The 22,050-nt window shown below is 67.4% G+C and carries 24 protein-coding genes; 10 read left to right on the forward strand and 14 right to left on the reverse strand.

Annotation, left to right across the window (positions count from 1 at the left end):
- The first annotated feature begins 2 nt into the window (after positions 1-2).
- Both hrpB and C3E99_RS06685 read left to right on the forward strand, forming a co-directional pair.
- Positions 3-2,477 (forward strand): ATP-dependent helicase HrpB, encoded by a 2,475-nt coding sequence (hrpB, locus tag C3E99_RS06680; RefSeq protein ID WP_104959572.1) that lies wholly within the window; start codon positions 3-5, stop codon positions 2,475-2,477.
- A 71-nt stretch (positions 2,478-2,548) separates the two neighbouring features.
- A complete protein-coding gene (locus tag C3E99_RS06685) occupies positions 2,549-2,827 on the forward strand; it encodes an ETC complex I subunit (RefSeq protein ID WP_067183988.1) in 279 nt (92 codons plus the stop codon).
- A gap of 58 nt (positions 2,828-2,885) precedes the next feature.
- Here the strand turns inward: C3E99_RS06685 and pyrF are convergent, their stop codons facing one another.
- From pyrF to C3E99_RS06715, 6 genes are all read right to left on the reverse strand, one after another.
- Complete coding sequence (gene pyrF / locus C3E99_RS06690; RefSeq protein ID WP_199775074.1) at positions 2,886-3,707, reverse strand: orotidine-5'-phosphate decarboxylase; 822 nt, start codon at positions 3,705-3,707, stop codon at positions 2,886-2,888.
- A 133-nt stretch (positions 3,708-3,840) separates the two neighbouring features.
- Entirely contained in the window at positions 3,841-4,059 is a 219-nt protein-coding gene (locus tag C3E99_RS06695) for a DUF4170 domain-containing protein (protein WP_067107700.1), read from the reverse strand.
- A 156-nt stretch (positions 4,060-4,215) separates the two neighbouring features.
- Positions 4,216-4,575, reverse strand: coding sequence for a hypothetical protein (locus C3E99_RS06700; protein WP_234002627.1), 360 nt, complete (start codon positions 4,573-4,575; stop codon positions 4,216-4,218).
- Positions 4,553-4,939: a hypothetical protein gene (locus tag C3E99_RS06705; RefSeq protein ID WP_067107699.1), complete on the reverse strand. Its 387-nt coding sequence runs from the start codon at positions 4,937-4,939 to the stop codon at positions 4,553-4,555. Before C3E99_RS06705 ends, C3E99_RS06700 begins: the two co-directional genes overlap by 23 nt.
- Positions 4,939-5,391, reverse strand: coding sequence for a phage holin family protein (locus C3E99_RS06710; RefSeq protein ID WP_076075607.1), 453 nt, complete (start codon positions 5,389-5,391; stop codon positions 4,939-4,941). The genes C3E99_RS06705 and C3E99_RS06710 overlap by 1 nt, the downstream gene beginning before the upstream one ends.
- Before the next feature lie 6 nt (positions 5,392-5,397).
- Positions 5,398-5,940 (reverse strand): hypothetical protein, encoded by a 543-nt coding sequence (locus C3E99_RS06715; protein WP_076077885.1) that lies wholly within the window; start codon positions 5,938-5,940, stop codon positions 5,398-5,400.
- Positions 5,941-6,156: 216 nt separating this feature from the next.
- On the opposite strand from C3E99_RS06715, the gene eno reads away from it, so the two are divergent.
- Complete coding sequence (gene eno / locus C3E99_RS06720) at positions 6,157-7,431, forward strand: phosphopyruvate hydratase (protein ID WP_076075604.1); 1,275 nt, start codon at positions 6,157-6,159, stop codon at positions 7,429-7,431.
- Position 7,432: 1 nt separating this feature from the next.
- Here eno and C3E99_RS06725 read toward each other — a convergent pair whose 3' ends face one another.
- Positions 7,433-8,191 carry a class I SAM-dependent methyltransferase gene (locus C3E99_RS06725; protein ID WP_076075601.1) on the reverse strand — a complete coding sequence of 253 codons (759 nt, stop codon included), beginning with the start codon at positions 8,189-8,191 and terminating at the stop codon, positions 7,433-7,435.
- Positions 8,192-8,315: 124 nt separating this feature from the next.
- Here C3E99_RS06725 and C3E99_RS06730 point away from each other — a divergent pair, with 124 nt between their 5' ends.
- From C3E99_RS06730 to C3E99_RS06755, 6 genes are all read left to right on the forward strand, one after another.
- The gene (locus tag C3E99_RS06730; protein ID WP_067107690.1) at positions 8,316-8,642 is read left to right on the forward strand and encodes an FtsB family cell division protein; all 327 of its coding nucleotides are present in this window, start codon (positions 8,316-8,318) and stop codon (positions 8,640-8,642) included.
- Between the two features lie 138 nt (positions 8,643-8,780).
- Positions 8,781-9,851 (forward strand): pyruvate dehydrogenase (acetyl-transferring) E1 component subunit alpha, encoded by a 1,071-nt coding sequence (pdhA, locus tag C3E99_RS06735; RefSeq protein WP_067107687.1) that lies wholly within the window; start codon positions 8,781-8,783, stop codon positions 9,849-9,851.
- 1 nt (position 9,852) lies between these two features.
- On the forward strand, positions 9,853-11,262 hold the full coding sequence (locus C3E99_RS06740) for a pyruvate dehydrogenase complex E1 component subunit beta (RefSeq protein ID WP_104959573.1): 1,410 nt from the start codon (positions 9,853-9,855) through the stop codon (positions 11,260-11,262).
- A 111-nt stretch (positions 11,263-11,373) separates the two neighbouring features.
- Positions 11,374-12,006 carry a hypothetical protein gene (locus tag C3E99_RS06745; RefSeq protein WP_067183968.1) on the forward strand — a complete coding sequence of 211 codons (633 nt, stop codon included), beginning with the start codon at positions 11,374-11,376 and terminating at the stop codon, positions 12,004-12,006.
- Positions 12,007-12,091: 85 nt separating this feature from the next.
- On the forward strand, positions 12,092-12,811 hold the full coding sequence (gene epsC, locus C3E99_RS06750; protein WP_067107799.1) for a serine O-acetyltransferase EpsC: 720 nt from the start codon (positions 12,092-12,094) through the stop codon (positions 12,809-12,811).
- The gene (locus tag C3E99_RS06755; RefSeq protein ID WP_076075597.1) at positions 12,811-13,164 is read left to right on the forward strand and encodes a DUF2794 domain-containing protein; all 354 of its coding nucleotides are present in this window, start codon (positions 12,811-12,813) and stop codon (positions 13,162-13,164) included. The genes epsC and C3E99_RS06755 overlap by 1 nt, the downstream gene beginning before the upstream one ends.
- Here the strand turns inward: C3E99_RS06755 and C3E99_RS06760 are convergent.
- Together C3E99_RS06760 and C3E99_RS06765 are read right to left on the reverse strand one after the other, a co-directional pair.
- Entirely contained in the window at positions 13,136-14,197 is a 1,062-nt protein-coding gene (locus tag C3E99_RS06760; protein WP_076075594.1) for a hypothetical protein, read from the reverse strand. The two genes, C3E99_RS06755 and C3E99_RS06760, sit on opposite strands and share 29 nt — an antisense overlap.
- A gap of 124 nt (positions 14,198-14,321) precedes the next feature.
- Positions 14,322-15,224, reverse strand: a complete 903-nt coding sequence (locus C3E99_RS06765; protein ID WP_067107670.1) for an SDR family oxidoreductase — start codon at positions 15,222-15,224, stop codon at positions 14,322-14,324.
- A gap of 196 nt (positions 15,225-15,420) precedes the next feature.
- Between C3E99_RS06765 and C3E99_RS06770 the strand changes: the two genes are divergently transcribed.
- Positions 15,421-16,767 (forward strand): OprO/OprP family phosphate-selective porin, encoded by a 1,347-nt coding sequence (locus tag C3E99_RS06770; protein WP_104959574.1) that lies wholly within the window; start codon positions 15,421-15,423, stop codon positions 16,765-16,767.
- 298 nt (positions 16,768-17,065) lie between these two features.
- Here C3E99_RS06770 and phoB read toward each other — a convergent pair whose 3' ends face one another.
- From phoB to pstC, 5 genes are read right to left on the reverse strand one after another with little or no spacing between them, the layout of a single operon-like run.
- On the reverse strand, positions 17,066-17,764 hold the full coding sequence (phoB, locus tag C3E99_RS06775; protein ID WP_067183957.1) for a phosphate regulon transcriptional regulator PhoB: 699 nt from the start codon (positions 17,762-17,764) through the stop codon (positions 17,066-17,068).
- Positions 17,764-18,483 (reverse strand): phosphate signaling complex protein PhoU, encoded by a 720-nt coding sequence (gene phoU, locus C3E99_RS06780; protein WP_076077882.1) that lies wholly within the window; start codon positions 18,481-18,483, stop codon positions 17,764-17,766. The genes phoB and phoU overlap by 1 nt, the downstream gene beginning before the upstream one ends.
- A 25-nt stretch (positions 18,484-18,508) precedes the next feature.
- On the reverse strand, positions 18,509-19,291 hold the full coding sequence (gene pstB / locus C3E99_RS06785) for a phosphate ABC transporter ATP-binding protein PstB (protein WP_067110142.1): 783 nt from the start codon (positions 19,289-19,291) through the stop codon (positions 18,509-18,511).
- A 2-nt stretch (positions 19,292-19,293) separates the two neighbouring features.
- The gene (gene pstA, locus C3E99_RS06790) at positions 19,294-20,550 is read right to left on the reverse strand and encodes a phosphate ABC transporter permease PstA (RefSeq protein WP_076075589.1); all 1,257 of its coding nucleotides are present in this window, start codon (positions 20,548-20,550) and stop codon (positions 19,294-19,296) included.
- Positions 20,543-21,919, reverse strand: coding sequence for a phosphate ABC transporter permease subunit PstC (gene pstC / locus C3E99_RS06795; RefSeq protein ID WP_076075586.1), 1,377 nt, complete (start codon positions 21,917-21,919; stop codon positions 20,543-20,545). Before pstC ends, pstA begins: the two co-directional genes overlap by 8 nt.
- Positions 21,920-22,050 lie beyond the last annotated feature (131 nt).

Consider the following 22,050-nt stretch of genomic DNA (forward strand, 5'->3'; position numbering starts at 1 on the left):
GGATGACGCGCGGGTCGACGATCCTGCCGATCGACGCGGTGCTGCCCGACATATTGGCGGCGCTGACCCTGAAACCCAATGCTGTCGTCGTCGCGCCGCCCGGTGCGGGCAAGACGACGCGCGTCGCGCCCGCCCTGCTCGACCAACCGTGGTGCAAGGGCGCGATATGGCTGCTTTCGCCGCGCCGGCTCGCGGCGCGCGCCGCGGCCGAACGGATCGCCGAGGAAATGGGCGCCGCGGTCGGTGGGCTCGTCGGCTATGCGACGCGGCTCGACAGCCGCCAGTCGCCCGCGACGCGGCTGCTGGTGATGACCCCCGGCCTGTTCCGCAATCGCATCCTCGCCGACCCGGAGCTTCAGGGCGTGTCGGCGGTGCTGTTCGACGAGGTCCACGAACGCAGCCTCGACGGCGATTTCGCGCTCGCGCTGGCCATCGACGCGCAACAGGGGCTGCGCGACGACCTGCGTCTCGTCGCCATGTCGGCGACGCTCGATGGCGCACGCTTTAGCGCCCTGCTCGGCGACGCGGCGGTGATCCGGAGCGAGGGGAAAAGCTGGCCGCTCGACCTGCGGCATGTCGGCCGCCGCGCCGAGGATCGGCTCGAAGCATCGCTGCTGGCGACGGCGCGGCAGGCGATGGCCGACGAACCGGAGGGCGACATGCTCGCCTTCCTGCCCGGCGCTGCCGACATCGAGCGCGCCGCGGCGGCGGTCGAGGCGGCCGGCCTGCCTCTCGTCGTCCATCGCCTCCATGGGCAGGTCGACCCGGCGCAGCAGCGCAAGGCGCTGGTGCGCGACCCCGATGGCGGGCGCAAGCTGATCCTCGCGACGAGCATCGCGGAGACCAGCCTGACCATCGACGGCGTGCGCATCGTCATCGACGCCGGTCTGTCGCGCCGCCCGCGTTTCGACAAGGCGGCGGGGATCGCGCGGCTCGTCACCGAACGGGCAAGCCAGGCATCGGCGACCCAGCGTGCGGGGCGTGCGGCGCGTCAGGCGCCGGGGGTTGCCTATCGGCTGTGGGAAGCGGCGGCGACCGCGGGCATGCCGCCGTTCGACCCGCCCGAAATCCACGAGAACGACCTGATGCCGGTCGTGCTCGATTGCGCGAGCTGGGGCATCGTCGATCCGCGGCAGCTCGGCTGGCTCGATCCGCCGTCGCCGGCCGCGGTCGCCGAGGCCAAGGGGCGATTGCAGGCGATCGGCGCGCTCGGCGACGACGGGCGGATCACGCCGCATGGCCAGGCGCTCGCGGCCGTGCCGCTGCCGGTGCCGCTTGCGCACATGCTGCTCGACGCGGCGGGGGCGGGTGAGGCCGGTCTCGCGGCGCGGCTCGCGGTGCTGCTCACCGAGCCGGGGCTTGGCGGTCGCGGCGTCGATATCGAGGCGCGGCTCGGCCGCTGGAAGGCGATGAAGGGCGACCGCGCCGAGGGCGCGATACGTCTGGCCCGGCGCCTTGTCGCGCTGGGCGAGCGATTGGCGGAACCGTCCGGGTCGGGCGAAACGCGCTCGATCGGCGGCTGGATCGCGACGGCGTGGCCCGACCGCGTCGCGCGCCGGCGCGCCGGCCAGCGCGGCGAATATCTGAGCGTCGGCGGGCGCGCCTATCGCATCGACCCCGTCGATCCGCTCGCGGGTAGCGAATGGCTCGCCATCGCCGATGCGCAAGGGCATGCGGCGGGCGTGCGCATCCTCGCCGCGGCGGCGATCGACGCGGCCGAGGTCGAGGCGATCTTCGCCGACCGCATCGTTCAGCAGACGGCGAGCCGCTACGACGCCGATAGCGACCGCGTCGATCACCGCCGCGAACGGCGGCTGGGCGCGGTTGTGCTGACAAGCGGCCGGACGGCGCGCGAGGCCGGGGCCGAGGACGACGGTGCGGTGCGGCTTGCCGCGGTGCGCGACAAGGGGCTCGGGCTGATCGGCTGGGGCCCGGCATCGCAGGCGCTGCGTCAGCGGGCTTCTTTCGCCGGACTCGACGCGCTGTCGACGGCCGCGCTTGCCGACAGCCTCGACATCTGGCTCGAACCGTTGCTCGGCAGTTGCCGGGGGCTGCGCGACATCGGCGACCGGCGGCTGGCCGACGCGTTGGCGGGCCTGCTCGACTGGCCGGCGCGGCAGTTGCTCGAAAAGCTGGCGCCCGCCGACTATGCGACGCCGGCGGGCAGCCGCCACGCGATCGACTATGGCGCCGAGGGCGGGCCGGCGGTCAGCGTGCGGGTGCAGGAGATGTTCAGCCTCGCGCGCCATCCGACCGTCGGCGATCCGCCGATGCCGCTCGTCCTTGCGCTGACCTCGCCGGCGCATCGCCCGATCCAGACGACGCGCGACATCGTTTCATTCTGGAAAGGAAGCTGGCACGAGGTGGCGCGCGAGATGCGCGGACGCTATCCGAAACACAGCTGGCCCGACGACCCGGCGAGCGCGCGGCCGACCTTGCTCACCAAGGCGGCGCAGGCGCGGCGCGACGCGCGATAAGCCCTCTTTCCGGGCGCGCCGCAAATGGCTAAGGCGGCGGCATCGGCACCAGCACCAGTTGAGGACGAACCATGAAAGCGCGGATTTTCCAGAAGCCCAAGAATGCGATGCAGTCCGGCCGCGCCGGAACGCAGCGCTGGATGCTGGAGTTCGCCCCCGCCGAACCGCGCAAGGCCGATCCGCTGATGGGCTGGGCGGGCAGCGGCGACACGCAGCGTCAGCTTCGCCTGGGCTTTGCGAGCCGCGACGAGGCGCTCGCCTATGCCGAGCGCGAGGGTCTGGAGGTCGAAATCATCCCGACGCCGACGCGCCGTCTGAAGATCCAGGCCTACGCCGACAATTTTCGCTGACCATCATCCCGGCAAGGAAGCGGGTATCGCGGCGGGGCTGAGGGTCTGGCGAAATCCGTCAAGGCGGCTTCGGATCAGGGCGCGATAGGCATCGAGCGGCATCTCGCGATCTTCGACGGCTGCGACGCCGCGCGAGGCGGAAATGAGCACGGGCCCGGTCGGCGTCGCGAGGGCGGAAGTCGCGCGCGGGTCCCCGCCCTGAAAACCCAAGCCCGGCGCGAGAAAGATCGAGCGCGGCATGACGGTTCGCAATCGTTGCCCCTGCGACGGGTAAGTCGTGCCGACAACGGCCGACCGCGCCTATCCCGCAATCGCCAAGGGTTTCGTCCGCCCACTCGGCCACGGTTTCGGCTACGCGCTCCGACACGGGAGCGCCGTCCACGCTTTGATCCTGAAGCCAACCCGATCCGGGATTGGAGGTCTTGACGAGAATGAAGAGCCCCTTGCCGTAATCGCGGGCGCAATTGACGAAGGGCTCGAGCGTTTCCGGCCCCAGGAACGGGTTGACCGTCAGGCAGTCGACTTCAAGGTCCGAGCCGCCCGGCACCAGATAGGCGCGCGCGTAAGCATCGGCGGTCGATCCGATATCTCCGCGCTTCGCATCGAGGATCACCGCCATCCTACGTTCGCGCGCGATCGCGATGCATCGTGCGAGGCTGGCCACCCCGTCGCTGCCGAATGCCTCGAAATGAGCCGACTGGAATTTGACGAAGCCGACCTTGCCTTCCGCGCCGTCGAGAAGGGCCGTGACGTATCGTTCCAGGAACAGATCGGACCGGTCGCACAGCGACAAGGGCGCATGATCCGGCGCCGGATCGATTCCCAGAACGAGGGAGCCGACCGTTTCGATCTTCGATTTTACGGTGTCGCCCCAGTGCATATCCCGTTCCCACCGATCCAGCGCCGGTCATCTGCCACTTCGTCGCCAAATCCGCAAACGATTAGCGTGGACGGAGCAGACGGCGGATGTGGGAAAGGAAACGAGTGATCGCGGCTTGCGGCAGAACGACGGATCAGGCGTCGGCGTCGGGCTGCAGCAGTTTGTGCAGGTGGACGACGACATATTTCATCTCGGCGTCGTCGACGGTGCGCTGCGCGGCGGCGCGCCATGCCTTTTCGGCGGCCTTGTAGTCGGGGAACAGGCCGACGATGTCGAGGTTGTTCAGGTCGACGAAATCGAGGCCCTGGGGATCGCTGACGCGACCACCGAAGACGAGGTGCAGCTTGCTCATTGTCTATATTCCTTGGCGTGCAGCGCTGGGGAGGGAAGGGCGCGCCCCTAACAGCCCCGCGCCGTTACGGCAAGGGGCCGCCATGGTCGCAGCAGACCACCGCGGACCTGCTTCGGCGCTCCCGGCTCAGCGCGCCGGCTCAGTGCGGATGACGGCCTATTCGGAATCCCCGCGCTTCGGCAGCAGCGAGCCGAGCAGCGCCCCCACCGCCGCGGCACCCGCGAGCAGCGCAAGCGGCTGTTCCTCGGCCACGGTCTTGAGCTTGCCGCCCGCGCGCTTCGCCTGGGCCTTGCCCTTCTCATAGGCTTGCTCAGCGGCCTCGCGTGCCGCGTCAGCCTGTTCGCGGCCTTTGGACGCGAGCTCGCTCGTCGCCGCGCGCGCGCGGCCATAGCCTTCCTGGATGCGCGCCTTTGCCGCCTCGGCGGTTGCGCGAGCATTTTCGGCGGTCTTCTCCGCAAGTTCATTCGCTTTCGCCTGCGCGTCGCGGGCGGTTTCACCGAAGGGCTTCATCGTCATTCTCCATCGTCTGTGCACTTTCGTCCGCAGCCGTGTCGGCGGGGCGCAGTCGTTCGGCGAGCGCGTTCGCGAGATCGCGTGCCTTGCGCCCGACCGTGGGGGCGTACGTTCTGATCGGTTCGCGAAACATCCATGCGAGCCCGGCGACGGCGGCCAGCGTGATCGGCAGGCGGTTGTCGCGAAACTGCTTGCGGACCGCGTGCGCGGTGTCGTCGACCGCGGCGCTCAGGCGATATTTGCCGCGATCGACGAGCGCCTGCGGTTTGAAGGCCTGCTGCGCCACGTCCAGTTTGCGGCGCAGCTGCGCGCGCTGCATCATCGACCGGCGCGCGGCGTTGATCAGGCGGTTGCGCGATGCGGGCATCAGTCGTCGTCTCCCTCGTGCATCAGATCGCGGCGCAGCGCCGTCCTGACATCGCCGACGCTGACCTTCGCGCGCCAGCCGGCGAAGCCCGCAAGCGCGATCAGCGACGCAAAGACGATCAGCGTCGCGAGCAGCGGTCCGACGTGCGGGGCGAGGACCAGGATCGCGCCGAACGCCACCGCCAGCATCGCCACGAGCAGCGCGCAGGCGGCGACGAAACCCCAAGCCGACGCCCATTTGATTCCGTGTCCGGCGAGCGCGCCGCGTGCTTCGAGCAGCGCCAGTTCCGCTCTGGCGGTCGTCGACAGATTGTCGACGACATCGCGGACGATGTCCTCGATCGGCACCGGTGGCGGCGGCGCGGCGGGACCGTTGGGCGCGTAACCGTGGCTTACGCCATCGAAGGCGCGCCTATCGGAGGCGGGCGGCGTGTCGGGATCGTGCGGCGGCAAGACAGATCAGCCGTTGTTCGAGCCCTTCAGCATCCGGGCGAGAACGAAACCGATCACCGCCGCGGCGCCGACAGCGACCGCCGGGCTCTTCTTGACGAAATCGCGCGTCGAAGCAGCGAGTTCGTCGAGGTCCTTCTGGTCGAGCGTCGAGGCGAGGCCCGCGACGGTCGAGGCGGCCGAGCGAGCATAGTCGCCATATTGCTTGCCGAACTTGCTGTCGACGGTACCGGCGCTGTCCTCGAGCATCTTGGCGAGGCTGCCGACGGCTTCGGCGGCCTTGTCCTTGCCCTTGGCTGCCGCGTCGCGGGCCTTCGTCGATGCCTGGTTGGCGAGCGTCGTCGCTTCGTCCTTCAGCGAGGCGGCCTTCTTGCCGGCTTCGGTCTTGATCGTGTCGCGCGTCGCGGCAAGCTGATCGCGGATCGGATGGTCCTTCGCCGCCTTCACGGTCGCGGGATTGCGAGCCGGGGCAGCCTTGGTCGCACCGGCCTTTGCCGGTGCCTTGGCGCGGGGAGCAGCCTTTTTCGTCGCGGGAGTAGCGGCTTTGGCCATCACGTCATCCTCTTCATCTGTGTCGAACGCCACGCCTGCCGTGCCGTCGATGATCCTGTCCCCATTATATAGCAAGGCGCGCCGAATGGTTCCATAGCGCCGCGAATTTCCCGCGAAAATTCCCGCGGCACCGGTTGCCTTGCCGGCGCGGCGTCGATAACAGGCGGGCGCCTTCCTCATCCGGCCAGCGATGGCCTTTTCAACAGGACCCGACCCATGACCGCGATCATCGACATCCACGGCCGCGAAATCCTCGACAGCCGCGGCAATCCCACCGTCGAAGTCGATGTGCTGCTGGAGGACGGCAGCTTCGGCCGCGCCGCGGTGCCCTCGGGCGCCTCGACCGGCGCGCACGAGGCGGTCGAACTGCGCGACGGCGACAAGGCGCGCTATCTGGGCAAGGGCGTGACCAAGGCCGTCGCGGCGGTGAACGGCGAGATCGCCGAGGCGCTGATCGGCCTCGATGCCGAGGACCAGCGCGAACTCGACATGGCGATGATCGACCTCGACGGCACGCCGAACAAGCGTCGCCTCGGCGCCAATGCGATCCTGGGCGTCAGCCTGGCCGCCGCGAAGGCCGCGGCCGATGCGCGCGGCCTGCCGCTCTACCGCTATGTCGGCGGCGTGTCGGCGCGTACCCTGCCGGTGCCGATGATGAACATCATCAACGGCGGCGAGCATGCCGACAATCCGATCGACGTGCAGGAATTCATGATCATGCCGGTCGGCGCGGGCAGCATCGCCGATGCCGTGCGCTGGGGCAGCGAAATCTTCCACACGCTGAAGAAGGGGCTCGCGCAAAAGGGGCTCGCGACCGCGGTTGGCGACGAGGGCGGCTTTGCCCCGAACCTCGCCTCGACGCGCGACGCGCTCGACTTCATCGCCGCGTCGGTCGAGCAGGCCGGGTTCAAGCTGGGCAGCGACGTCGTGTTGGCGCTCGATTGCGCCGCGACCGAATTCTTCAAGGGCGGCAAATATGAGATCAGTGGCGAAAGCCTGTCGCTGACCCCCGAACAAATGGCCGATTATCTCGCCGCGCTGGTCAGGGATTACCCGATCAAGTCGATCGAGGACGGGATGAGCGAGGATGATTTCACCGGCTGGAAGGCGCTGACCGATCTGATTGGCGACCGGTGCCAGCTCGTCGGCGACGACCTGTTCGTCACCAACCCGGCGCGCCTCGAAGAGGGGATCAAGAGTGGGCTCGCCAATTCGCTGCTCGTCAAGGTCAACCAGATCGGCACGCTGTCGGAGACGCTCGACGCGGTCGATATGGCGCATCGCGCGCGCTACACGGCGGTGATGTCGCACCGTTCGGGCGAGACCGAGGATGCGACGATCGCTGATCTCGCCGTCGCGACCAACTGCGGCCAGATCAAGACCGGCAGCCTCGCGCGGTCCGACCGGCTCGCCAAATACAACCAGCTCATCCGCATCGAGGAGGAACTGGGCGATATGGCGCGCTATCCGGGTGCGTCGATCTTCGGTTGAGCTACGCGGCTTCGAACAGCGCCATGTCGATCGTGAAGGAGCCGTCGGCCTCGATCGCATAATGGCGCGCGACCGTATCGCTCGCCGCCGCCTGCAACGCGCGGATCGCTTCGACCTGGACGGGCGGCGTTCGCATGCGCGCGGTCCAGTCGGCGAAATCCATTCGCAGCCGCGCCGTGACGACGGCGCCGACCGAGAAGCCGGCGCGCGCCAGCATCGCGGTCCATTCGGCCTGGGAATAATCGCGGACATGCGACGTATCGCGCAATAGCTCGACCGACTGAAGATGCGTGTCGCGGGCGGCTTCGCCGGGGGACACGATGTCGATGAACAGGGCCGGGGCCCCGCGCGCCAGCACGCGCCGCGCTTCGCGCAGCCCCGCCTCGGCGTCGCGCCAGTGATGGGCCGAAAAGCGGCAGGCGAGGAAGTCGAAGCCGCCGTCGGGAAGGGGCAGGGCTTCGGCCGAGGCGACGATCGTCTCGATATTGCCGATCTGCCGCCGCGCGGCTTCGGCCTCGACCGCCGCGAGCATGTCGGACGACAGGTCGCACGCCGTGACGGCACCCGCGTGCGGCGCGATCGCATAGGCGACATGGCCTCCGCCGCAACCGAGGTCGAGCGCGCGCCGCGGACGCAACGCCGCGGCGCGCGCGGCGATCCGCGCAAGATCGTCCCCCGTCGCATGCACGGCGCTGGTGACATAGGACCGGGCGGTCGGGCCGAACTGTTCGCGGACGCGATCATCGTGATGGCTGCTCATTTCGGGCGTCTTCCCACAGGCTTTTGCCCCGCGCAAGCCCGGTTCCCGCCTGTTTCGTCCGAAGGCGGAGGAGGATCGCATCATGCCGCTTGACGTCTGGAATCACTTGTGATTCAACGCCCGAATGACGCAGCGCCACAAATTCCGCAAGTCGATGAGCCGGGCCGTCGGTCCCGCCGTGGCGCTGATCGCGGTGCTGGCGATGATCGGCTATATCATCTTCGGTCCGACCGGGCTCTACGCCTGGGGCGACTACAGCCAGTCGGTCGAGAAGAAGCGCGTCGTGCTGAGCGAACTGGCCAAGAAGCAGAACGAACTGCAGAACCGCGTCAACCTGCTCGATCGCCGGCGCGTCGACCCCGATCTGGCGGACGAATATGTGCGCGAGAAACTGGGCGTCAATCACCAGGACGAGGTGATCATTCCGATGGACGGATCGGAAAAGCCCTAGGTCACAGACCTAGACGTCCCGACGGGACGGAAAAACCCGGAAAGGCATATCGGGCGGCCCGAAGCGGGCGTTGCCAATCATGGCTGGGCAGTCCTATAGGAGGCCTTGCCGTAACGGCTAAACGCAAAGGAAACCGCCTTGGCCAAAGCACCTGCGCGCAAGACTGCCGCGCCAAAAAAAACTGCATCCACCCCAGCCCCCACATCCAACCGCGAAACACCGCGCGATCCCGCCCCCTATGAGGCGACACCGGAGGAACTCGAGACATTCTATCGCGAGATGCTGCTCATCCGGCGTTTCGAGGAGAAGGCCGGCCAGCTCTACGGCCTCGGCCTGATCGGCGGCTTCTGTCACCTCTATATCGGGCAGGAGGCCGTCGCGGTCGGCCTGCAATCGGCGCTCGACGGCGACAAGGACAGCGTCATCACCGGCTATCGCGACCATGGCCACATGCTCGCCTATGGCATCGATCCCAAGGTGATCATGGCCGAACTGACCGGCCGCGCCGCGGGCATTTCGCGCGGCAAGGGCGGTTCGATGCACATGTTCAGCGTCGAGCATAAATTCTATGGCGGTCACGGCATCGTCGGCGCGCAGGTCGCGCTCGGTACCGGTCTTGCCTTCGCGCACAAATATCGCGGCGACGGCGGCGTCGCCATGGCCTATTTCGGCGACGGCGCCGCGAACCAGGGTCAGGTGTACGAAAGCTTCAACATGGCCGAGCTGTGGAAGCTGCCGATCATCTTCGTGATCGAGAACAACCAGTATGCGATGGGCACGTCAGTCAACCGCTCGTCGGCCGAGGATCAGCTCTATCGCCGCGGCGAGAGCTTCCGCATTCCCGGCATGCAGATCGACGGCATGGACGTGCTCGCGGTGCGCGGCGCGGCCGAGGCGGCGCTCGAATGGGTGCGCGCGGGCAAGGGACCGATCCTGCTCGAACTCAAGACCTATCGCTATCGCGGCCACTCGATGTCCGACCCCGCCAAATACCGCAGCCGCGAAGAGGTGCAGGCGGTGCGCGACAAGTCGGACGCGATCGAGGGGCTGAAGAAGCTGATGCTCGATGCCGGGATCGGCGAGGAAAAGATCAAGGAGATCGACAAGGAAATCCGCCAGGTCGTGAACGAGGCCGCAGACTTCGCCGAAAGCGCGCCGGAACCGGAGCTTTCCGACCTTTATACCGATGTGCTGGTGGAGCAATATTGAGATGGCGATCGAACTGAAGATGCCGGCGCTGTCGCCGACGATGGAAGAAGGCACGCTCGCCAAATGGCTCGTCAAGGAAGGCGACGAAGTGAAGTCGGGCGATATCCTCGCCGAGATCGAGACCGACAAGGCGACGATGGAATATGAAGCGGTCGACGAAGGCACGGTCGCGCAGATCCTGATCCCCGAAGGCACCGACAATGTGAAGGTCGGCACGGTGATCGCGCTGATCGCGGGCGAGGGGGAGGAGGCCGCTACGGCAACTGCGCCTGCCCCCGCCCCCGCTCCCGCGGAACAGGCGCCGACGGCGGCCGAGGCGAAGAGCGAGAGCGAGGAGGCGCCGAAGAAGGCCGAATCGGGCACCGATCAGCTTGCCGTCAAGGCGAAGGCGCAGGTCGCGGACCCCGATATTCCCGCCGGCACCGCGATGGTCAAGCTCACCGTCCGCGAGGCGCTGCGCGATGCTATGGCCGAGGAAATGCGCGCCGACGATCGCATCTTCGTGATGGGCGAGGAGGTCGCCGAATATCAGGGCGCCTACAAGGTCACGCAGGGGCTGCTCGACGAGTTCGGGGCGCGGCGCGTCGTCGATACGCCGATCACCGAATATGGCTTTGCCGGGCTGGGCACCGGCGCGGCGATGGGCGGGCTGCGTCCGATCATCGAGTTCATGACCTTCAACTTCGCGATGCAGGCGATCGACCACATCATCAACTCGGCGGCAAAGACCAATTACATGTCGGGCGGACAGATGCGCTGTCCGATCGTGTTCCGCGGCCCCAACGGCGCCGCATCGCGCGTCGCGGCGCAGCACAGCCAGAATTATGCCCCGTGGTATGCGAGCGTCCCCGGCCTGATCGTGATCGCGCCCTATGACGCGGCCGATGCCAAGGGTCTGCTCAAGGCCGCGATCCGCAGCGAGGACCCGGTGGTCTTCCTCGAGAACGAGCTGCTCTATGGCCGCAGCTTCGAGGTTCCCGATGTCGAGGATTATGTGCTGCCGATCGGCAAGGCGCGGATCATGCGCGAAGGCAGCGACGTCACGATCGTCAGCTATTCGATCGGTGTCGGGCTCGCGCTCGAGGCGGCCGAGGCGCTGGCGGGCGAGGGCATCGACGCAGAGGTCATCGACCTGCGCACGCTGCGCCCGCTCGACACCGCGACGGTGCTCGCCAGCCTGAAGAAGACGAACCGCATGGTCGTCGTCGAGGAAGGCTGGCCGACCTGCTCGATCGCCAGCGAACTGGCGATGGTCGCGATGGAGCAGGGGTTCGACGATCTCGATGCGCCCGTGATGCGTGTGACCGACGAGGATGTGCCGCTGCCCTATGCTGCCAATCTCGAAAAGGCGGCGCTGGTCGACACGCCGCGCGTGATCGCGGCGGTGAAGGCCGCGTGCAACCGCGGTTGACCGCATCTTTGCCATGACCGTCGCCCGCGCGGAGGCGGGGCGACGGTCGGGCGGCAAGCGATGAGTGTGTCGAGGTCGCAATGACGGCTTTGAAATGATAGCGCGCCGCACATGACCGGCGACGACGAATCCGAGGTAAGCCTCTACCCCGACCTGCGCGATCCGCGCGTCATGGTCGCCGTGCCGCGCGACCGCCGCGCCGCGATGACGGCGCTGTGGGCGCTGGCCGAGCGGCTGGGCAAGTTGGTCCGCGATGCGCGCGAGCCGCTGATCGCGCAGATCAAGCTCGCCTGGTGGCGCGACATGATGGCGACGCTCGAAAACGACCCGACCGCGCTGCCGAAGGGCGAGCCGCTGCTCGCCGAACTGCAGACGGACTGGGCGGGGAAGGCCGGGCTTGGCGCGCTTCCCGATGCCGCCGAGGCGCTGCTGCTTGCCGACGATGGTGCGGTACGGAGCGCGGCCGCGTGCGACTTCGGCACGGCGCTTTTCGCTCTGTCGGGCGGCGGCGGCGGTGAGCGCTGGGGCCTCGTCTGGGCAGCGACATTGCAGGGCGAAGCGGAGGCGGCGCACCGGCTGTTCGCCGATGCCCGCGACCGTCCGCGACCGTCGCGGGCCGCCGTCGGTCATCGCGCGCTGCTGATGCTTGATCGCTGGGCTGGGGCGATCGCCGCGCATGGGGGCGAGCGCCGCTGGCGCCGCGAGGAACTGCTGCTTTTCCGGATCGGGCTTCTGGGCCGCTGACGAAAGTGCGGCGCCGGGGGTGGAAATGCGCCCGCCGAACCTCTATCTTGCCGCGAACAAGACAGGGTCGCAGGGGAAAAATGCGATGTTCAACGGGCTCGTCGCCTATCTGGATTCGATCAAGGCGCGCGACCCCGCGCCACGGACCCGCTGGGAAATCCTGCTCTATCCGGGCTTGCTCGCGGTCGGCATGCACCGCATCGCGCACTGGCTGTTCGAGGCCGACCTGTTCTTCCTCGCCCGCTTCGTCAATCATCTGGCACGCTGGCTGACCGGGATCGACATCCACCCGGGCGCGACGATCGGCCGCCATCTGTTCATCGATCACGGCTTTGGCGTCGTCATCGGCGAAACGGCGGAGATCGGCGACAATGTCTCCATCTATCAGGACGTGACGCTGGGCGGCACCGATCCCGCCAACGGCATCGGCGGCAAGCGGCACCCGACGCTGTGCGACGATGTCATCGTCGGATCGGGCGCGCAGATATTGGGGCCGGTCGTCGTCAACGCCCGCGCGCGCGTCGGCGCCAACGCCGTGGTGACCAGGGACGTGCCCGAAGGTGCGGTGATGGTCGGCATTCCGGCGCGCTCGACGCTGGTCGATGCGACCGAATATGCGCGCGAGTTCGTGCCCTATGGCACGCCGTGCAGCGAAACCTTCGATCCGGCGACGCAGAAGATCGAGCTGCTCCAGTGCCAGCTCGACCAGCTTCAGAAGCAGCTCGCCGCGTTGATCGCGGAACGCGATGCCGACGGGGCCGAGGACAATGCGCCGCGGCGCAAGGGAGGTCGGAAAAGCGCCTGATGGGGACGGTCACGCCGCTCCCCTTCGCCGGTCGCGCCGCTCCGCGGCAGACGGGGTTCGACCGGCACGAACTGACCCGCATCCTCGATCTCTACGGCCGCATGGTCGCGGCCGGGAAGTGGCGCGACTATGCGATGGACTTCCATCACGACGTCGCGATCTTCTCCGCCTTTCGCCGCAGCGCCGAGCGTCCCGAATATCGCATAGAGAAACGCCCCGCCTTGCGGAGCCGCCAGGGCATGTGGGCGCTGGTGTCCGAGGGCGGGGCGGTGCTGAAGCGCGGGGACGAGCTGACGAATGTGCTCGCCCCCGTCGAGCGCAAGCTTATGAAGCTGGTTGTGGGCGGATCGTAGCGGGAAGCTGTTCCGCCAGCCCGGCGGGCAGCATCGCGACGATCACCGCGCGGGCGTTCTGCCAGAAGGCGGAAAGCAGCAGCAGCGCCGATCCGATCACGAAAGCGGTCAGCGCGACGTTGAGTTCGACGGCGCCGAAGGTGCGGAAAAGCTGGGTCAGCGCGAAGAGCACATAGGCGAGCGCCGAAACGAGCAGCGCGCGGCGGTCGACCGCCAGCGCGATCAGCCCGAACAGCACATAGATGCCGACGACCATCACCGCGGCGGCGCTGGAAATATCGTCGCCCTGCGTCACGCCGAGCAGGTGGAAGATCGGGTGCGCGATCATCGGCGCCGCGAGCAGGTGCAGCCAGAAGGCGACGTCGCTGCGGCGCGTCGTGCGCGTGCGGTCGCTGCGGTCCCACCACATGGCGAGCGCGAAAACGCCGAGCCCCGCGACCAGCACCAGCGCCATCACCAGGTCGGGCGACCCGAAGCTGCCGACGACCGACAGGATCAGCGCGACCGCCGTCGCGGCGAGCGCGGCGGTGCCGGCGGCGACGGTGATCGGCACCATGAAGCGCTTCCAGTGCAGCCAGGTCGCCGCCGCGGTGACGAGCGCGATGCCGCCGATCAGCAGGGCGCCGGCCGTGTCGCCGAGACGCGGACCGAACAGCGCCTCGCCGTGCCGGAAGAGGAAGCCGAGCATCGCCGCGCAGACGCCGCCCGAAAAGGCGAGGACGAGCACGATGCTGGGGAGCGCCATCCGGCGATGCCGGGTGAAATATTCGGCGAGCAGCCACGCCGACGCCGCGACGAAGGCGCCCGCAAGCGCCGTGTGGATCGATTCGCCGATCCAGCCCACCGCGACGAGCAGGATGACCGCCGCGATGCTGACGAAAATATCGTTGAATCCGGTGATGAGACGGAAGGATTCCTCGTCCGCTCCGGGGGCGTCGCGCACCGATGCAACATGCGACCGAAAGGCCTGAACGGCTTCCGGCGTCAACACCTTCGCATCGACCGCGGCTTGCAGGTCGCTTTCACTATACATCGGGGTCGTCCTTTTCGTCCGATCCCCTTGCCCCGCGACGGTTATCGCATGGGCGTGTTAGTGTGTCAATACGGTGAAGCGCTGCGGCCTCCCCATCGCTATGCGACAGGGAGGGTTTTTCGCGTCAGCCCAGCGCCTGCAACGCCTTCATCACGATCATCGACTGCTCGCTGCCCGATTGCGGGACGATTTCGCCGTTGCGGTCGATGATCTTCTCCCATGCCGCGGCGATGCCCTCGGGCGTGCGCTCGTCCTCGGGCAGCGCGACGCCCGGCGTGGCGGTGACATAGGCGGCATGGAAGGCCCCGGCGCCCGCGCCGACGATCATGTTGGTCGGGGCGTCCTCGCTGACGAGGAACAGCGCGGCGGGCACGACGTTTTCGGGCGTGAACTTCTCGAACAGTTCGGGCGGGAAGATATCCTCGGTCATGCGCGTGCCCGCGACCGGGGCGATCGTGTTGCAGCGGACGTTGTATTTCGCGCCTTCGAGATGCAGCGTCTTGGTCAGGCCGGCCAGGCCGAGCTTCGCCGCGCCGTAATTGGCCTGGCCGAAATTGCCGTAGAGGCCGGTCGACGAGGCGGTCATCAGGATGCGGCCATAGGCCTGGTCGCGCATGATGTCCCAGCACGCCTTGGTGACGTTGGCGCTGCCGAGCAGGTGAACCTTCACGACGAGGTCGAAGTCGTCCATCGTCATCTTCGCGAAGCTCTTGTCGCGCAGGATGCCGGCGTTGTTGATCAGGACGTGGACGCCGCCCCATTCTTCTTTCGCCTTGGCGACCATTTCGACCATCTGCTCATATTCGGTGACGCTGCCGCCGTTCGACATGGCGGTTCCGCCGGCGGCGCGGATTTCCTCGACCACCTGCAACGCGGCGTCCGAATGGCCGGTGCCGTCGCGCGCGCCGCCGAGGTCGTTGACGACGACCTTTGCGCCGCGCCGCGCGAGTTCGAGCGCATAGGCGCGGCCCAGTCCGCCGCCGGCGCCGGTGACGATGGCTACACGTCCGTCGAATTTGATCGCCATGATGATCTCCTGAATTGAGCCGTCCGCGAAGCGTTGCGGAAGAAAACGGGGATGTCCTTAGCCGTTCGGGCCGTGCTGGCAAGGGGGAAGGACACAAGGGCGATATTCATCGAAATGTCATTCAAATGACGTGCAACTGTCATCTATCGGTCATACGGCCCCCGAATAGCCACCCTTTCGCAATGGAGCGATTTCGATGCGCCTCGCCTGTCCAGCGGCCCTGCTCGCGACCACGATGCTTTGTCTGCCTGCAACCGCGCACGCCCAGGCCATGACCGCCGAGGAGGCTTCGGCTCTCCGCGCGGAACTTGCCGCGTTGCGGACGCAGGTGGAGAGGCTGGAGGCGCGGCTCGATGCGGCGGACGCGGGATCGCCGGGCGCGCCGCGCGCATCCGCACCGGCCCCCGCGGCATCCGCCGCACCGGTGACGACGTGGAAGGGCGCGCCCGAGATCGGCAATGCCGACGGGTGGAGCTTCAAGCCGCGCGGGCGGGTGCAGATCGACGTCGCGGGCATCGACACGCCCGGCGCGACCGGGAACCGCGGCGGTATCGGGAGCGAATTCCGCCGCGTCTATCTGGGCGTCGACGGCAAGATTCCGGGCGGTTTCTCCTATCGGATCGAGGCGGACCTGGCGAACGGTTCGGTGGAACTGACCGACGTCTACCTGACCTATGGTCCGGGACCGCTGTCGGTCACGGCGGGGCAGATCAAGCCCTTCTGGTCGCTCGACGAGATGACGAGCGACCTGTTCACCAGCGTCATGGAGCGCGCCGCCTTCACCCAGGCATTCGGATTCGAGCGCCGTCTGGGGCTGTCGGCGCAGTATAAGGGTAAGGCGTTCCTCGCGCAGGCGGGCGTCTTCGGCGACAATGCCAACGACCTGCTCGACGATGCCAACAACAGTTTCGGCGTCGACGGCCGCGCCGTGTGGATGCCGAAGTTCGGCGACACGCAACTTCATCTCGGCGGGTCGGCGCATTGGCGCGACTTCAACGATTCCGCGACGACGACCCGTTATCGCGCGCGCCCGTTCGCGCACACCACCGACGTCCGGCTGGTCGATACCGGCGCGATCGCGGCGACCGGCGAGCGCGGGCTGGGGCTGGAGGCGGCGCTGTTGTCGGGGCCTTTCCATGCCGCGGGCGAAACCTTCTGGCAGACGGTGCGGCGGCCGGGGCTTCCCGATCCGACCTTCTTCGGCGGCTATGCGGAGGTCGGTATGGTGCTGACGGGCGAGAGCCGGACCTACAAGGACGGCGCCTTCGACCGGCTGAAACCGTCCAGCCCGATCACCGCGGGCGGGATCGGCGCGTTCGAAGTGAACGCGCGGTACGACCATCTCGACCTCAATGATGCGGGCATTGTCGGGGGACGGCAGAGAGCGGCCCTGGTCGGGCTGGTCTGGGCACCGATCGACTATGTCCGCATCACCGCCAACTACGGCAGGCTGTGGATCGACGACGCACGCATCGCGACGGCGGCGGGCGACCGCGATTATTCGGCGGATACGTTCGGACTGCGGACGCAGATCGATTTCTGACGGGCGGCTTTGAAGGGGCGGCGAGCGTTCCCCAAATTCCGTCATCCCGAACTCGATCGGCATATACACCCTTCAGGCAAGTCAGGAGCTGCTCCCCGGCGAAAGCCGGGGTCCAGATGGCACAGCGCTGCTCCGCATGGACCCCGGCTTTCGCCGGGGAACGGTTGCTTGCCGGAAAGGGATAATGGCCGACTTGATCCGGGTTCCATTCACACCCGCGTCGAGCAAATGGATCCCGGATCAAGTCCGGGATGACGATGGGGGACTCCGGTCTATCCCTGCAGCCACTCCATGATCCCTATACGCTATTCGCCGCATCCAGCGCATAGCCTGCCGAGCGCACGGTGCGGATGATATCGGCGGTGCCGGGCAGGTTGATCGCCTTGCGCAGCCGGCGGATATGGACGTCGACCGTGCGCAGTTCGATGTCGCTGTCCTGCCCCCACACGCTGTCGAGCAACTGCCCGCGTGAAAAGACGCGGCCCGGATGCTCCATGAAATGGCGCAGCAGGCGGAACTCGGTGGGGCCCATGCTCACCAGCCGCCCGTCGCGCACCACCTTGTGCGCGACCGAATCGAGTTCGATATCGGCATAGGTCAGCATCTCGCCCGCCAGCGCCGGGCGCAGGCGACGCAGTACCGCCTGGACGCGCGCCACCAACTCGCGCGGGCTGAAAGGCTTGGTCACATAATCGTCGGCGCCGGTTTCGAGACCGCGGATGCGGTCCTCTTCCTCGCCGCGCGCGGTGAGCATGATGATCGGCACGTTCGCCGACTTGGGGTTGCGGCGCAGCCGGCGGCATACCTCGATGCCGGGCAGGCTCTCGATCATCCAGTCGAGCAGCACGATGTCGGGCACCCGTTCCTCGACCAGGATCAGCGCCTGTTCGCCGTCGGGGGTCTGGCGCACCGAAAAGCCTTCGCGCGCGAAATGCCAGACGATCAGTTCGGCGATCGCCTCGTCATCCTCGATCAGCAGCAGGTCGGGCTGCGGCATCAGCCTTGCTCCTGCTCCGCGGCGCCATCCTCGGGCTGCTCGCCGCGCTCGCGCTCCTCCATCCGCTCGCCGGTCACGACATAATGGACCATTTCGGCGATGTTGGTCGCGTGATCGCCGATCCGTTCCAGATTCTTGGCGACGAACAGCAGGTGCGCGCTTTCGGTGATATGCTTCGGATTTTCCATCATGAAGGTGACGAGCGCGCGGAAGATGCTGTTGTAGAAATCGTCGACCGTCTTGTCGCGGATCGTCACCCGCACCGCGAGGTCGGCATCGCGCGCAGCGAAGCTGTCGAGCGCGTCATGGACCAGTTCGACGACGAGCGACGACATCGACATCAGCAGCGGAATGGCCTCGATCGAGCGGGTCTGGTCCATCAGCGCGACGCGCTTGGCGATATTCTTCGCATAGTCGCCGATCCGCTCGACCACCGACACGATTTTCAACGCCGCGATCATCTCGCGCAAGTCGTCGGCCATCGGCGCGCGTAGCGCGATCGTCTGGACGGTCAGTTGCTCGACCTCGGTTTCGAGCGCGTCGATCTTCTTGTCGCCCTGCACGACCTGCGCCGCGAGGTCGAGGTCGCCCATGTTGAGCGCGGTCATCGCCTGGAGCAGCGCCTGTTCGGCGCGGCCGCCCATCTCGCTGATCAACCCGCGCAGGCGGTTGAGGTCCTCGTCGAAGGCCTTGACGGTATGATCGTTGACTATTGCCATCATGCTGTCCTTTCGCGCCTATGGCTCAACCATAGCGGCCGGTAATATAATCCTTGGTGCGTTCCTGCTTCGGGTTGGTGAAGATGTCGGTGGTCTTGCCATATTCGACCAGCGTCCCGAGGTGGAAAAAGGCGGTGCGCTGCGACACGCGCGCCGCCTGCTGCATATTGTGGGTGACGATCACGATCGCATATTTGCCGCGCAGTTCGTGGATCAGCTCCTCGATCTTCGCCGTCGCGATCGGATCGAGCGCCGAGCAGGGCTCGTCCATCAGGATCACCTCGGGATCGACCGCGATCGCGCGTGCGATGCACAGGCGCTGCTGCTGGCCGCCCGACAGCGCGGTACCGCTTTCGTTCAGCCGGTCCTTGACCTCGTCCCACAGCCCGGCGCGGGTAAGCGCGCGCTCGACGATGACGTCGAGGTCGGCCTTGTTCGCCGCGAGCCCGTGGATGCGCGAGCCATAGGCGACATTGTCGTAGATCGACTTGGGGAAGGGGTTCGGCTTCTGGAACACCATGCCGACGCGCGCGCGAAGCTGCACCACGTCCATCGACGGCGCATAGATATCCTCGCCGTCGAGTTCGATGCGTCCGGTGACGCGCGCGCTCGCGACTGTGTCGTTCATCCGGTTGAGCGAGCGCAGGAAGGTCGACTTGCCGCAGCCCGACGGACCGATGAAGGCGGTGACGAGGTCGGTGCCGACGTCGATCGACACGTCCTTGATGGCCTGCTTTTCGCCGTAGAAGACGTCGACGCCCTCTGCCCGCATCTTGGGGTCGGCGATGATAAGATCGTCTTGAGTCATGATCACCAGCGTTTTTCGAACTTGTTGCGAAGATAGATGGCCAGCGCGTTCATCGACAGTAGCACGATGAGCAGCACGATGATCGCGGCGGAGGTCTTTTCGACGAAACCGCGGTCGACCTCGTCCGACCAGAGGAAAATCTGCATCGGCAGCACGGTCGAGGGGGCGCAGATGCCGTTCGGCACGTCGCCGATGAAGGCGCGCATCCCGATCAGCAGCAGCGGCGCCGTCTCGCCCAGCGCGCGCGCCATGCCGATGATCGTGCCGGTCAGGATACCGGGCAGCGCGAGCGGCAGGACGTGGTGGAACACCACCTGCACCGGGCTGGCGCCGACGCCGAGCGCCGCGTCGCGGATCGACGGCGGCACCGCCTTGATCGCGTTGCGCGCGGCGATGACGATCACCGGCATCGTCATCAGCGCCAGCGTGAGCCCGCCGACCAGCGCGCTCGCCTGGCAGAGCCCGAACCAGTTGATGAACACCGCGAGCGCGAGCAGGCCGAAGATGATCGACGGCACCGCGGCCAGATTGTTGATCGACACTTCGATCAGGTCGGTCCAGCGGTTCTTGGGCGCATATTCCTCGAGATAGAGCGCCGCGAGCACCCCGGTCGGAAAGGCGATCAGGAAGGCGATGACGATCGTCAGCACCGACCCTTTCAGCGCGCCCCAGATGCCCGCGACCGCCGGATCGGTGGCATCGGCGTTGCGGAAGAAGGGCCAGTGGATTCCGGTCGACAGCCGTCCGTCGCGTTCAAGCGCATCGACCCGCGCGCCCAGTTCGCCCTTCGCGTCCTCCTTGGCGGCAATGTCGATGGCGCTCGACGCGGGCAGTTCGAACACCGTCCGGCGCTTGAGGAGATCGGGGTCGGCCTTGATCGCGTTGCGGACCTCTTTCCAGGCATTCTCGCTGATCAGCGCCGATCCGCCATCGCCCAGCGCCTCGTCGGCGGCAAAGGCGACGATGTCGGACAGGCCGGCGCCCGCGATCGCCTGATCGGCGTCGGGATCGGACAGGCGGGCGGGGTCGATCGCCAGCGGCGTCGTCCGGAAATCGACCGGCACCGCGACATGCGTATAGGTGAAGCCGCGCGCGCCATTGCCGACCATGACGATCAGCAGGAAGGCGAGGAAGGCGCCCGAAAGCAGCACCGCGCCCAGTCCGAGCGCCTTGAAGCGGCGCTCGGCGGCGTAGCGCCTGGCGATGCGGGCCTGCATCGCCCGGCCTTTCCAGTCGGTGGGGGCGGTCTCGCTATTCATAGGCTTCGCGATACTTTTTGACGACGCGCAGCGCGACGATGTTGAGCAGCAAAGTGACGAGGAACAGCACGAGGCCGAGCGCGAAGGCGGCGAGCGTCTTGGCGCTGTCGAATTCCTGGTCGCCGGTGAGCAGCTTGACGATCTGCGCGGTCACGGTGGTGACGCTGGCGAAGGGGTTGGCGGTCAGGTTGGCGGACAGCCCGGCGGCCATCACCACGATCATCGTCTCGCCGATCGCGCGGCTGACGGCGAGCAGGATGCCGCCCATCACGCCGGGCAGCGCGGCGGGGATCAACACCTGGCGGATCGTCTCGTTCGGCGTCGCGCCCAGCGCGAGGCTGCCGTCGCGCATCGCCTGCGGCACCGCGTTGATGCTGTCGTCGGCCATCGACGAGACGAAGGGGATGATCATCACGCCCATCACGATGCCCGCCGCGAGCGCGCTCTCGGTCGACGCGTTGGGGATGCCGAGCATCACCGCGAACTCGCGCAATGCCGGTGCGACGGTCAGCGCGGCGAAATAGCCATAGACGACGGTCGGCACCCCCGCGAGGATCTCGAGGCACGGCTTCACCCATTTGCGCACCGTCGGCGCGGCATATTGGGTCAGGTAGACGGCGGTCATCATGCCGATCGGGATCGCGACGATCATCGCGATGATCGCCCCGATCAACACCGTTCCCCAGAACAGCGGAATGCCGCCGAACGTGCCGGGCTGCGGCGCGCCGCTCTGCGGGTTCCAGTTGGTGCCGAACAGCAGCTCGGTCGCCGGAACGAGGCGGAAGAAGCGGATCGATTCGAACAATAGCGACAGCACGATGCCGAAGGTGGTGAGGATCGCGACCAGCGACGCGAGCAGCAGCACCCCCATCACGATCCGCTCGACCCGCGTCCGCGCGCGAAAATCGGGGCGGATGCGCGTGAAGGCATAGAGCCCGCCCGCCAGCCCCAGCGCGAGCATCGCCGCGATGCCGATCCACGCATATTCGCGCGTCGCCTCGGCATAGGGCCGGACCAGCGGCGCGGCGGCGGGGAGGCGCACCGCAGCCTGCCTGCCCTGCGCGACGCCCCGCGCGTCGGACAGGATCGCCCCGCGCTCGAAACCGAAGGCGGGCAGGTCCTTCGCCGCTTCGCTGGTCAGCACCTCGTTGGTGATCAGCGCCGGCGAGACGCTTGTCCACACGGCGAGGAAGATCGCGGCGGGCGCGAACAGCCACAGCGCGACGTACCAGCCGTGATATTGCGGGCGCGAATGCAGCTTCGCACCCGTGCGGCCCGCGAGCATCGCCGAACGCGCGCGGCCGGCCAGCCAGCCGATCAGCGCAAGGCCGAGGATCAGGAGCAGAAGGGCAGCAGGGTTGAAGGTCACGGAGTAATTTCGGCCTATCTTGTTCCGTTCGCATCGAGCGAAGTCGAGATGCCCCTCGGCCTTGCGCGTCTTCGATGGGTGTCTCGACTTCGCTCGACACGAACGGGGTCAGGGAAAATCGGTGGCGGGGG

Origin of the sequence: Sphingopyxis sp. MG, assembly GCF_002953155.1 — a bacterium.
In the GTDB taxonomy this organism is placed as follows: Bacteria; Pseudomonadota; Alphaproteobacteria; order Sphingomonadales; family Sphingomonadaceae; genus Sphingopyxis; species Sphingopyxis granuli.